The sequence below is a fragment of the Devosia beringensis genome (assembly GCF_014926585.1).
GTDB lineage: Bacteria > Pseudomonadota > Alphaproteobacteria > Rhizobiales > Devosiaceae > Devosia > Devosia beringensis.
Window position 1 is genome coordinate 2,164,717 of sequence record NZ_CP045422.1, and the last position, 11,744, is coordinate 2,176,460.

The window sequence follows — 11,744 nt, forward strand, 5'->3', positions numbered from 1 at the left end:
CCATATGAGGAGTGTCCCTGCGTGACCCGACCCGATCCGGCATTGCGGAAGGCCCGCGCCGAGGACCTTGCCGAGCGCCTGGCCGGTCGGCCCCTGGTGCTTGTGGGCATGATGGGCGCCGGCAAGACCACCGTGGGACGGCGCCTCGCCGCCCGGCTCAATCGCCCGTTTCTCGACAGCGACGAGGAGATCGAGAAGGCGGCGCAGATGAGCATTCCGGAAATTTTCGAGCAGCGCGGCGAGCCCGAATTCCGGGCCGGCGAAACCCGCGTGATTGCCCGCGTGCTCAAGACGCAGAATGTGGTCCTGGCCACCGGCGGCGGGGCCTTCGTGCATCCCGAGACCAGGGCGCTGGTCAAGGATGAGGCGATTTCGGTCTGGCTCAAGGCCGAGATCGATATCCTCTTCGAGCGCGTCTCGCGCCGCTCCAACCGCCCGCTGCTCAAGACGGCCAATCCGCGCGCCACGCTGCAGAAGCTGATCGATGACCGCTACCCGATCTATGCCGAGGCCGATGTGACGGTGCTCAGCCGCGACGTACCGCAGGATGCGGTGGCGGCCGACGTGGTCGATGCGGTGCTGGCCTTTCTCAAGCAGCAGGACAAGTAATGGCCGCCATTGCCCATAAAGTTCACGTCGCCCTGGGTGATCGTGCCTATGACATCCTGATCGGCCCGCACCTGCTCGACGATGCAGGCGCGATCCTCGCCGAACGCTTTCCCGGGCGGCGCTATGGCATCATCACCGATGACAATGTCGCGCTGGCGCAATTGCCGCGGCTGCTGGCCTCGCTCGACGCGGCCGGGCTCGCGCATAGCGAAATCGTCCTGCCGGCGGGCGAAGCCACCAAGTCCTGGGCCCATCTGGGCCAGGCGGTGGAAGGCATTCTGGCCGCACGGCTGGAGCGCGGTGATCTGGTCATCGCCCTGGGCGGCGGGGTCATCGGCGACCTGGCTGGCTTTGCCGCCTCGATTGCCCGGCGCGGCATGGGCTTTGTGCAGATGCCCACCTCGCTTTTGGCCCAGGTCGATTCGTCGGTGGGCGGCAAAACCGGCATCAACTCGCCGCATGGCAAGAACCTGATCGGCGCCTTTCACCAGCCAAAACTGGTACTGGCCGATCTGTCCACCCTCGATACGCTGTCGCCGCGCCAGTTCGCCGCCGGCTATGCCGAAGTGGTCAAATATGGGCTGATCGACGACGCGGAATTCTTCTACTGGCTCGAGGCCAACCAGGCCGAGATCTTTGCCGGCGGCCCGGCAAGGGGCGAGGCCATTGCCCGCTGCTGCGCCCACAAGGCCCGCGTGGTGATCGAGGACGAGACCGAACAGGGTGTGCGGGCGCTGCTCAATCTGGGCCATACCTTCGGCCATGCCCTGGAAAAGGATACCGGCTTTTCCGACCGCCTGCTGCATGGCGAGGGCGTGGCCATCGGCATGGTGCTGGCGCATGGCTTTTCCACCACCCTCGGGCTGGCGCCCGGGCAGGACACCGGCCGCATTGTGTCGCACTTGCAAAAGGCGGGTCTGCCCACCACCTTGGGCGATATTCCGGGTGTGCTGGGATCGACCGACAATCTGATGGCGGCCATCGCCCAGGACAAGAAGGTCGTGCGCGGCGCGCTTACCTTCATCCTGACGCGGGGCATTGGCCGGGCGTTCATCGAGAAGAATGTGGCGCCCGACGCGGTGCGGACATTCCTTGATCACCAGAGGTCCCCCTAGCCCATGCTGTTGACTGCCCTTGCCATCGTCGCCCTCTTGGCAATGAGCTTTTTCTTTTCCGGTTCCGAGACGGCGCTGACCGCGGCATCCCGGGCCCGCATCCACCAGCTGGCCCGCAGTGGCGACAAGCGGGCGTTGACGGTGGAAAAGCTTACCAGCGAAAAGGAACGGCTGATCGGCGCCATCCTGCTGGGCAATAATGTCGTCAACATCCTGGCCTCGACCCTGGCGGCGAGCCTGCTGATCCAGATTTTCGGCGAGGCCGGCATTGTCTATGCCACCTTGGCCATGACGGCGGCGGTGGTGGTGTTTTCCGAGGTGATGCCCAAGACGCTGGCTCTGTCGCGGCCGGACAGCTTTGCGCTCTTTGTCGCGCCGGTCATCAATGTCATCGTGCTGGTCTTCTCCCCCGTGACCCTGGCGGTGCAATGGCTGGTGGCGGGCATGCTGCGTCTCGTCGGCGTCGATACGGATGCCGATGACGGCCGCTCGGGCCATGACGAGTTGCGCGGCACGGTGGATTTCCTGCGGGCCGAAGGCGATGTGATCAAGCATGATGCCGACATGCTGGGCGGCATTCTGGACCTGCGCGACCTCAAGGTCGCCGATGTCATGGTGCATCGCATGCAGATGCTGACGCTGGACAGTGCCCTGCCGCCGGCCGAACTGGTCGACCAGGTGCTGGCCAGCGCCTATACGCGCATTCCCGTCTATGAGGGCAGTCCGGACAATATCGTGGGCATGCTGCATGCCAAGGATGTGCTGCGGGCCGTGGCCAAGAGCCATGGCGATCTCTCGGCGGTGGACGTCCAGGCGATTGTCTACAAGCCCTGGTTCGTGCCGCAGTCGACCTCGGTGCATTCCCAGCTCGCCCAGTTCCGCAAACGCCATGAGCATATGGCCATCGTGCTCAACGAATATGGCGCGGTAGAGGGCCTGGTGACGCTCGAGGACATCATCGAGGAAATCGTCGGCGAAATGTCGGACGAGCATGACGAGCCCGAAGACGAGATGATGAGCGGCATCAGCCGGCTGCCGGGCGGGGGCTTTGTGATCGATGCCAGCCTGCCGGTGCGCGACGTCAATCGCGCCATGGGCTGGCAGCTGCCCGATGATCGGGCCCATACGCTGGCCGGTGTGGTGATCGATGCCGCCAAGATGATCCCGGCCGTGGGCCAGGAGGTCATCGCCCATGAATTCCACTTCAAGGTGCTCGAGCGTGACCGGCAGCGGGTCGCCCGCGTGCTGATCCGCCCCCTGACTCCGGCCAGGGCCGGCTGACAGCGGCCCCCGTCAGCGGGCGGGTCAGCAGTTGCCGCTGAACGCCGCCGGCCGGCAGCGCATGATTTTGAGCGACAGTGCTAAGCGCGGTCTGCTAAGTCATATGGCCCTGCCGACGGCAATACGTCGATGGCCAGGGCATGCACCCGGTCCTTGAGTTCGGCATCAAGGGTTTCCATGACCGCGCGGTGTTGCGCGACGCGACTGAGCCCGTCAAAATGGGCGGTCGCGATTCTGACACGAAAATGGGTTTCACCCCCTTCGCGCCAGCCGGCATGGCCATGATGGAGCATCGATTCGTCGATCACATCGAGGAAAGCGGGGGCAAACCTGCTGGAGAGCTTGGCAGTGATGGTGTCGGTAACAGACATCGGTCGGGCACTTTCTGAATGATCTGAGGCAAGTAATTAGGCGCAATGAAACCGCAATCCAAGATCTTCGATACCATTCGCATCCGGCCGCGCCGCGAGGAAAAGCCCGCGCCCATCGAGCACCTGTGCGAGTGGGAAGGCTGCAACAAGGCCGGCGAGTACAAGGCGCCCAAGGGCAAGAGCCGCGAGGCCAAGCGAACCGAGGGTGAATATCACCGGTTCTGCCTGGAACACGTGCGCCACTACAATACCGCCTTCAACTTCTTTGCCGGCATGGAAAAGGACGAGCTCGACGTGGCGCTGACCCAGCCGCCCAAGGCCGAGAGCCGTTCGAGCTTTGCCACCGGCAATCCGGGCGTGCGGCCACGCGCCGCGGCCACGGCCGGCATGCGCCCGGGCGACCGCTATGGCGATCCGTTTGGCGTCTTTGCCAAATACCGGCATCGCCAGGCGCAGAAGCCGGTCGAGGAGCGGGTCAAGCCGCTCAACGAGAATGATCGCCGGGCGCTCGAAACGCTGGGCATTATCGGGCCGGCCAAGACCGAGCAGATCAAGAGCGCCTACAAGACGCTGGTGAAGATCCACCATCCCGATGCCAATGGCGGCGACAAATCGTCCGAAGAACGGCTGCGCACCATTATCGCGGCCTATAGCCACCTCAAGAAAATGGGCTTTGTCGGCACCTAGGCTTGCCGGAGCGGTGGCTACCGCACCCATCGCAATGCTGCTATAGAGCCGCCGAGCTTTCTGCCCACCCCGCCTCGTTTTTTTCGCCAAGAGTCCTGCCATGACTGAGTACACCAATCTGCCCGACACCGAATATTCGGCCCGGGAGCTGTTCGGCATCGATACCGACATGAAGGTGATGGGTTACGCGGAGGCCAACAGCCATGTGCCGCCGATCGATCCCGATTATCTGTTCGATCGCAATACCACGCTGGCCATCCTGGCCGGCTTTGCCTTCAACCGCCGCGTCATGGTGCAGGGCTATCACGGCACCGGCAAGTCGACCCATATCGAGCAGGTCGCGGCCCGGCTGAACTGGCCGCTGGTGCGCGTCAACCTCGACAGCCATGTCAGCCGTATCGATCTCGTCGGCAAGGACGCCATCGTGCTCAAGGACGGCAAGCAGATCACCGAATTCCGCGACGGCATTCTCCCCTGGGCGGTGCAGAACAATGTCGCGCTGGTGTTTGACGAATATGACGCCGGCCGGCCGGACGTGATGTTCGTGATCCAGCGCGTGCTCGAAGTTGCCGGTCGCCTGACCCTGCTCGACCAGAACCGGGTCATCGTGCCGCATCCGGCGTTCCGCCTGTTCTCGACCACCAATACGATTGGTCTGGGCGATACGTCGGGGCTCTATCACGGCACCCAGCAGATCAACCAGGGCCAGATGGACCGCTGGAGCCTGGTGACCACGCTCAACTACCTGCCGCATGACAAGGAAGTCGGCATCGTGCTGGCCAAGAACAAGGCCTATGCCGAAACCGAAAAGGGCCGCAAGCTCGTCTCCAACATGGTGCGGCTGGCCGATCTGACGCGTTCGGCCTTCATGAATGGCGATCTGTCGACCGTGATGAGCCCGCGTGCGGTGATCACCTGGGCGGAAAACGCCACCATCTTTGGCGGCGATATCGGCTTTGCCTTCCGCCTGACCTTCCTCAACAAGTGCGATGAACTGGAGCGCCCCGTGGTCGCCGAGTTCTATCAGCGCGTGTTCGGCGAAGATCTGCCGGAATCGTCCGCCAATCTGGCCGTCACGGCCTAGAGCGTTTTCAGCAAGAGTGTCGTCACTCTTGCGGTTCGAAAACGCGACAAACCAGGGACCTGGAGTGTTTCGCCGTTCAGCGAAACGGTGAGACGCTCCAGGCACCGCCCGCACGGCCTCGTGGTTCGACAAGCTCACCATGGGGCCTACTGTGAATTCTGCGATATTCCGTAGACCTCATGGTGAGCTTGTCGAACCATGGGGTCGCGGGCACTGAACCGGTAGACCATGGCACAACCACCGCGCAGCAAAGCCAACAAGCCCGACCAGACCCAGGTGTTCAAATCCGCCATGGGGGCAACGGTGCGCGCCATCGGGGCCAAGCCCGATCTCGAGGTCACCTTCACCGCCGACCGGCCATTGCTGACCAGCGACAAGGCGCGGCTGGCCAATCTGCCGCGGCTGCCGACGCGGCGCGACATTGCCATTGCCCGCGGCCAGGGCGACGCCATGGCCATGCGCCTGGCCAGCCACGATCCGGAAGCCCATCGCAAGCGGGCGCCGATGGATGCCACCGCCCGCGCCGCCTTTGATGCGCTCGAACAGGCGCGCGTCGAGGCCCTGGGCTGCGTGCGCATGCCCGGCATGGTCGGCAATATCGGGGAAATGCTGGAAGACCGGCTCTTCCGCGCCAATTTCGCCGAGGTCGACGACAAGGGCGATGCCCCGATCGCCGAGGCCCTGGGCCTGCTGCTGCGCGAAAAGCTGGCGGGTGTCCCCATTCCGCCCTCGGGCCATGCGCTGGTCGAACTCTGGCGCAAGGAGATCGAGGACAAGGGCGGCAAGTCGCTCGATGCGCTGCTGACCCGCTATGAGGATCAGGACGAGTTCTCGCGCGCCGCCAAGGCGCTGCTGCGCGACCTCAACCTCGTGCCCGAAAGCGAGCTCAACGATCCCGACGATGCCGACGAGGATGATGGCGACGATCAGCAGCCCGACCAGGGCGATGCGTCCGACCAGTCCCCCGAACAGGGCGAGGGCGAGAACGACAGCCAGGACAGCGAGCAGGACGAGCAGACCGGCGACAGCGAGGAAACCGGCGATGTCGACGGCATGGAATCGGACATGGCCGATACCGATGACGACGCTGCCGCCGATGCTGGCGAGGATGCACCCATGCCGCCCCCCGGCAAGGATGGCGGCACCGAGCTCTCCAACCAGTTCAACTACAAGGTCTTCACCAACAAGTTCGACGAGATCGTCAAGGCAAGCGAGCTGTGCCCGCCCGACGAGCTCGACCAGCTGCGCGCGCTGCTCGACAAGCAGCTGGAAAACCTGGCCGGCGCCGTGGCGCGGCTGGCCAACAAGCTGCAGCGCCGCCTGATGGCCAAGCAGAACCGGAGCTGGCAGTTCGACCTCGAAGAGGGCCTGCTCGATACGGCGCGGCTGACCCGTGTGGTCACCGATCCGATGCAGGCGCTCAGCTTCAAGGTCGAGAACGATACCGATTTCCGCGACACCGTGGTGACGCTGCTGATCGACAATTCCGGCTCGATGCGCGGCAGGCCCATCACCATTGCCGCCATCTGCGGCGACATTCTCGCGCGCACGCTCGAGCGCTGCGGCGTCAAGGTGGAAATCCTGGGCTTTACCACCCGCGCTTGGAAGGGCGGCAAGAGCCGCGAAGCCTGGCTCGAGGCCGGCCGGCCGGCGAATCCGGGCCGCGTCAACGATGTGCGCCACATCATCTACAAGGCGGCCGAAGAGCCGTGGCGCCATGCGCGGCGCAATCTGGGCCTGATGATGCGCGAAGGCCTGCTCAAGGAAAATATCGACGGCGAGGCGCTCGAATGGGCGCGCAAGCGGCTGATGGCCCGGCCCGAGGCACGGCGCATCCTGATGGTGATTTCCGATGGCGCGCCGGTCGATGACAGCACCCAGTCGGTCAATGCCGGCAATTACCTCGAAGCCCATCTGCGCCAGGTGATCGAGGATATCGAAACGCGCTCGCCGATCCAGCTGGTCGCTGTGGGCATCGGCCATGACGTGACGCGCTATTATCGTCGCGCCGTGACGCTGCTCGATGCCGAGGAGCTGGCGGGCGCGCTGACCGACGAGCTGGCGGCCCTCTTTGATGAGGAACTGCCCGGCCAGACGCGCCGCCGCGGACGGTGATGATACGCCGGCCGGCCATTCTTGCCTTGGTGCTGCTGGCGGGGTTGCCACCCCTCCAGGCAGCCGAGGTGGCGGTCACGGCCACGCAATTGCCCTCCTTTGGCGAGATCGCGCTGGACGCCCCGGTCGGCGGGCTGGTGTTCCGCGGCGGGGTGGCGCTGGTGGCGCAGGACGACACCTTTGGCGGCCTTTCGGGCATGGCCTTTACCGGCCCCAACCAGCAGGTCAGCTTCGTTTCCGATCGCGGCAGCTTCGTCACCGGCCACCTCGCCTATGACGATGCCAACCGGCTGTTCGGCCTGATCGGGGTGACGGTCGAGCCGATGCAGAATTCCAAGGGCGCCGCCCTGCCGCGGCAATATGCCAAGGATGCCGAGGGTATCGACACCATCTACCGCAATGGCGAAGCGGTGGCAGTGCGGGTGGCCTTCGAGCATCTGACGCGGGTGGCCGATTTCGACCTTACTGCCGGCATTCCGGGTGGTGCGGCGCGCGAGGTGGCGCTGCCCGACTGGCTGAGCGAGTTGCGCACCAATGCTTCGCTCGAATCAGTGTGCATTGCCCCGCCCGCCTCGCCCATTGCCGGCTCGACACTGTTGCTGGCCGAAGACCGCGATGACGGCGCCGGCAATCACAGCGCCTGGCTGCTGGGCCAGACCGACAGGGGCGCGCTCAGCTATCAGGCGCATGAAGGGGTCTATCCCACCGACTGCGCTTTCCTGCCCAATGGCGATCTGCTGGTGCTGGAGCGCGGCATATCCATGCTGGCTTTCAACATGGCCGTTCGGCTGGTGCCGGCGGCCGATGTGCGGCCCGGAAACGTGATGGAAGGGGCGCTGCTGCTGTCGGCCAGCGGCAATGCCATCGACAATATGGAGGCCCTGGCCGTGCATAGCGCACCCGGCGGGGAGACCCGGATCATCATCGGTTCTGACAATAATTTCAACGACTGGCAGCGCAGCCTGCTGCTCGAATTTGCCCTGGGCGAGTAACCGCGAACCCGCAGCGCCACAGCATGGCCACAGTGAATCGCGCGGGCAATAGTGGCGGATCGGTCACTGATTCGTAGTTTTTGATTTTGCTGTATTTTTGTGCTATGGTCTTGATCAATGCAGTTAAGCCCGTCACCCAGCCCGTGCCCCAAGGCACGATTTTTTTGACAACATCGCAGGATGCACGCACACCGGGAAGAAGCGGACCTGGTGCTCGTGGGGCTTGTTTGCGCGCGGCGTTCCGTTTGAACGCCAACAAGTAGAAATGGACGGTCCTATCCGCCGGGAACTGTCCGTTTGGGGCGTTAACAAGGAGTGCCGTGAATATGGTAGCCAAGAAGACACAGCAGCGGCTTGGGTTCAAGACGGGCGAATATGTTGTTTACCCGGCGCATGGCGTCGGCGTGATCGTCTCGATCGAAGAACAGGAAGTTGCCGGTCTGGTCCTTGAGTTGTTCGTCATCAGCTTCGAGCAGGACAAGCTGACGTTGCGCGTCCCCGTCGCCAAGATCAAGTCCGTCGGCATGCGCAAGCTGGCCGAAGAAGACATGGTCGTGCAGGCCCTGACCACCGTGACCGGCCGCGCCCGCGTCAAGCGCACCATGTGGTCGCGTCGGGCCCAGGAATATGAAGCCAAGATCAATTCGGGCGATCTGATCGCCATCTCCGAAGTCGTGCGTGATCTCTATCGCTCCGACGAGCAGCCCGAGCAGTCCTATTCGGAACGCCAGCTGTTCGAGCAGGCCATGGATCGCATGAGCCGCGAAATCGGCGTCGTCAATCGTCTGACGCTGACCGAGGCCGTGCAGCTGATCGAAAAGAACCTCGCCAAGTCGCCCAAGCGCAGCAAGGATGCCGCCGCCGAGAGCGACGAGGAAGCTGCCGCCTAAGGCGCTCTTCCATGTTCCAAAAGTGCAAGGGCCGGTGGAAACACCGGCCCTTTTGTTTGGCGGAAATGCTGCGCTCAAGGTTAGCAGCCTGCTAGCATTTTTTCGCAATAGGGGGTGTCCGATCGAATCGGGTGAGACGGCTAGAGCCGGCTCATGGCATCGGGCAGCAGCACCACGCTTTCCTGCTCATTGGGGTCGGTTCGCGCAATTAGCGCGCGGGCCGGGCGGTCGGTCGGGTTGAACGGCTGATGCGGCACACCGGCCGGGATATAGACGTAATCCCCCTCGCGGACCTCATCGAGAAACTCCAGATTGGGCCCGTGATAGAACGAGGTCGAGCCCTCGAGCTGGAAGATCGCGGTTTCATGGCTTTCGTGGAAATGCGGCTTGGCCTTGCCACCCGGCGGCAGCACCAGCATATGCATGCAGATCCCCGTGCTGCCGGCACTTTCGGCCGAAACGCCGGCGAAATAATCCATGCCCTGTTTGCCGTGAAAGCCCGCCCCGCCGCGGATAACCCTGCATTGCGCCATCTGCTGCTCCCCAAGTTGCGCCTGTCCAGACGGGCAGTCTGCGCGCATTTTCGCCTCGGGAGCTAGTCCTTTTCGCTGCTGTCGTGGCGGGCCAGGGCATCGCCCAGGCGGGTGGTAGCACTGCCGGGTTTGAGCGGCTGCTGCTGGCTTTCATGGGGCGCCCAGCCAGAGAGCCAGACGATCTCGAGTGTGGCACGGACCCTGCCATCGGGGTCGGCGTCGCGCTCGGCATAGCTCTGCGCCGCGGCGGCCAGCAGGGCTTTTGTGGCCGGGCGGCGCGAGCGGTCGGCCAGGGGATTGGCGGCGCCGAGCGCCTTGAGTTCGGCCATCAGGGCGAAGGGGCTGGAATAGCGCACCAGATGGGTTTCGACATCGGCGACGGGCAGCGCCAAGCCCGCCCGCTGCAGCAGGGCGCCACCATCGCGCACCTGCAGCATGGGGGCGACGCGGGCCGAGGCGCCGCCGGAAACCATTGAATCGGCAGCCAGAAATGCCTCGCGCAGCTCGGTCAGCGTCTCGCCGCCCAGGGCGGCCACCAGCAGCAGGCCATCGGGGGCCAGCCGGGCGCGCAGGCGGGCCAGATAGCCGGGCACGTCGTTGACGGCCTGCAGGTGCAGCAGCGAGACGATCAGGTCATAGTTATCCCCGGCCAAAGCCGGCATGTCATCATGGCCCGCAAAGGCGGCATGGCGCTCGAAGGGGAAGCGGGCGCTGGCGGTCTGACCGAATTGAGGGAGCTTATCGACATCGGGGCCGATGATGGCGGCGCGGGGAAAGGCGCGGATCAGCGCGGCGAGGCGATCCTCGAGGTCGGCCAGCACCAGATCGGTGACGAAGTCGCTGCCGCCGGGGCGCCGCGCCAGATGCCGGGCGACCAGGGCGGTATCGAAGATTGACGGTGGCTGGCTCATGGTGACTTGCGGCCGGTTGCGAAAATGGCACTATGGCCCGCGTTATGGAGAGCGCCGAGGGGCTTGTCAAAAGCGGGATGTGGCGCCGCAGCCTTGTGGGCGGGGCGCGGTGGCTCGGTCATGGCCTGCTCGATCTGCTTTATCCCCCGGTCTGCCTGCATTGTGACGGGCCCATAGCGACGCCCGATACGCTCTGTCCGGGGTGTTTTTCCCGGTTGCGGCCGATCACCGCGCCGTTTTGTCCCCGGCTCGGCCTGCCCTTTGCCGTATGGCTGGGCGATGATGTGCTTTCGGCCGAGGCGCTGAGCGATCCGCCCCCCTTTGGTCGCGCCCGGGCGGCCGTGGTCTATGGGCCAGTGGCCAGCGCGATCGTGTCGCGCCTCAAATATGGCGACCGGCCCGAGCTGGCGCGGTTCTGCGCGCGGCTGATGGCCGGGGCGGGCCATGAATTGTGGGCGGACAAGCCGGTGCTGGTGCCGGTGCCCTTGCATCCGGCGCGGCAGCGGGCGCGGCGTTATAACCAGTCCTATGAACTGGCCGTCATGCTGGGCCGGTTCACCGGCCTATCCGTCGATGCGGGCCTGGTGCAGCGCATTCGCAAGACGCGCCAGCAGGTGGGGTTGAGCGGGGATGGGCGGCAGCGGAACGTGGCGGGGGCCTTTGCCGTTTCCCCGCATGTCCTGGCGCGCGCGGCGGGGAAGCGGGTCGTGCTGGTCGACGATGTCTATACCACCGGCGCCACGACCAAGGCGGTGACCCGGACCCTGTTCAAGGCTGGGGTGAAGAGTGTCGATGTCGTGACTTTTGCCCGCGTTGTCATTGGCGATGACATACCCATATAAGTACAAATACCCGCAACGATGGGAGAATTTCCTTGGCTACTATCGAAATCTATACCACCCCGACCTGCCCCTATTGCCACGCCGCCAAGACGCTGCTGGCCGACAAGGGCGCCGACTATACCGAGATCACCGTGCTCGACCCGGCCTTGCGCGAAACCATGACGCAGCGCGCCCATGGCCGCCGCACCGTGCCGCAGATCTTCATCGATGATGCCCATATCGGGGGCTATGACGACATGGCGGCGCTGGACCGGCGCGGTGGTCTCGATCCGCTGCTGGCGCGCTAGGCCACAGGGTGAAAATTGCCGCCATCC

13 protein-coding genes are annotated in these 11,744 nt (G+C 64.6%); 10 read left to right on the plus strand and 3 right to left on the minus strand.

Annotated elements, in window-relative coordinates; genetic code table 11:
* The first annotated feature begins 21 nt into the window (after window positions 1–21).
* The 3 genes from GDR53_RS10625 to GDR53_RS10635 are packed head-to-tail and all read left to right on the plus strand — an operon-like array spanning window position 22 to window position 3,005.
* Complete coding sequence (locus GDR53_RS10625) at window positions 22–609, plus strand: shikimate kinase (protein ID WP_193334486.1); 588 nt, start codon at window positions 22–24, stop codon at window positions 607–609.
* Window positions 609–1,724 (plus strand): 3-dehydroquinate synthase, encoded by a 1,116-nt coding sequence (gene aroB, locus GDR53_RS10630; RefSeq protein WP_193334487.1) that lies wholly within the window; start codon window positions 609–611, stop codon window positions 1,722–1,724. Before GDR53_RS10625 ends, aroB begins: the two co-directional genes overlap by 1 nt.
* 3 nt (window positions 1,725–1,727) lie before the next feature.
* The gene (locus GDR53_RS10635; RefSeq protein ID WP_193334488.1) at window positions 1,728–3,005 is read left to right on the plus strand and encodes an HlyC/CorC family transporter; all 1,278 of its coding nucleotides are present in this window, start codon (window positions 1,728–1,730) and stop codon (window positions 3,003–3,005) included.
* A gap of 80 nt (window positions 3,006–3,085) precedes the next feature.
* On the opposite strand, the gene GDR53_RS10640 is transcribed toward GDR53_RS10635, so the two are convergent.
* On the minus strand, window positions 3,086–3,376 hold the full coding sequence (locus GDR53_RS10640) for a BolA family protein (RefSeq protein ID WP_193334489.1): 291 nt from the start codon (window positions 3,374–3,376) through the stop codon (window positions 3,086–3,088).
* Between the two features lie 45 nt (window positions 3,377–3,421).
* Between GDR53_RS10640 and GDR53_RS10645 the strand changes: the two genes are divergently transcribed.
* The 5 genes from GDR53_RS10645 to GDR53_RS10665 all read left to right on the plus strand — a co-directional run bounded on the left by GDR53_RS10645 (window position 3,422) and on the right by GDR53_RS10665 (window position 9,144).
* Window positions 3,422–4,063: a J domain-containing protein gene (locus GDR53_RS10645; RefSeq protein ID WP_193334490.1), complete on the plus strand. Its 642-nt coding sequence runs from the start codon at window positions 3,422–3,424 to the stop codon at window positions 4,061–4,063.
* Between the two features lie 100 nt (window positions 4,064–4,163).
* Complete coding sequence (gene cobS / locus GDR53_RS10650; protein WP_193334491.1) at window positions 4,164–5,147, plus strand: cobaltochelatase subunit CobS; 984 nt, start codon at window positions 4,164–4,166, stop codon at window positions 5,145–5,147.
* 228 nt (window positions 5,148–5,375) lie between these two features.
* Window positions 5,376–7,262, plus strand: a complete 1,887-nt coding sequence (cobT, locus tag GDR53_RS10655; RefSeq protein ID WP_193334492.1) for a cobaltochelatase subunit CobT — start codon at window positions 5,376–5,378, stop codon at window positions 7,260–7,262.
* Window positions 7,262–8,254: an esterase-like activity of phytase family protein gene (locus tag GDR53_RS10660; protein ID WP_193334493.1), complete on the plus strand. Its 993-nt coding sequence runs from the start codon at window positions 7,262–7,264 to the stop codon at window positions 8,252–8,254. Before cobT ends, GDR53_RS10660 begins: the two co-directional genes overlap by 1 nt.
* Window positions 8,255–8,580: 326 nt before the next feature.
* Window positions 8,581–9,144 (plus strand): CarD family transcriptional regulator, encoded by a 564-nt coding sequence (locus GDR53_RS10665; RefSeq protein WP_193334494.1) that lies wholly within the window; start codon window positions 8,581–8,583, stop codon window positions 9,142–9,144.
* Between the two features lie 140 nt (window positions 9,145–9,284).
* On the opposite strand, the gene GDR53_RS10670 is transcribed toward GDR53_RS10665, so the two are convergent.
* Both GDR53_RS10670 and GDR53_RS10675 read right to left on the minus strand, forming a co-directional pair.
* Complete coding sequence (locus GDR53_RS10670) at window positions 9,285–9,677, minus strand: cupin domain-containing protein (RefSeq protein WP_193334495.1); 393 nt, start codon at window positions 9,675–9,677, stop codon at window positions 9,285–9,287.
* A 62-nt stretch (window positions 9,678–9,739) separates the two neighbouring features.
* The gene (locus tag GDR53_RS10675; protein WP_193334496.1) at window positions 9,740–10,588 is read right to left on the minus strand and encodes a class I SAM-dependent methyltransferase; all 849 of its coding nucleotides are present in this window, start codon (window positions 10,586–10,588) and stop codon (window positions 9,740–9,742) included.
* Between the two features lie 32 nt (window positions 10,589–10,620).
* On the opposite strand from GDR53_RS10675, the gene GDR53_RS10680 reads away from it, so the two are divergent.
* On the plus strand, window positions 10,621–11,430 hold the full coding sequence (locus GDR53_RS10680; protein WP_232846600.1) for a ComF family protein: 810 nt from the start codon (window positions 10,621–10,623) through the stop codon (window positions 11,428–11,430).
* Window positions 11,431–11,462: 32 nt separating this feature from the next.
* Window positions 11,463–11,717, plus strand: coding sequence for a glutaredoxin 3 (gene grxC, locus GDR53_RS10685; protein WP_193334497.1), 255 nt, complete (start codon window positions 11,463–11,465; stop codon window positions 11,715–11,717).
* Window positions 11,718–11,744 lie beyond the last annotated feature (27 nt).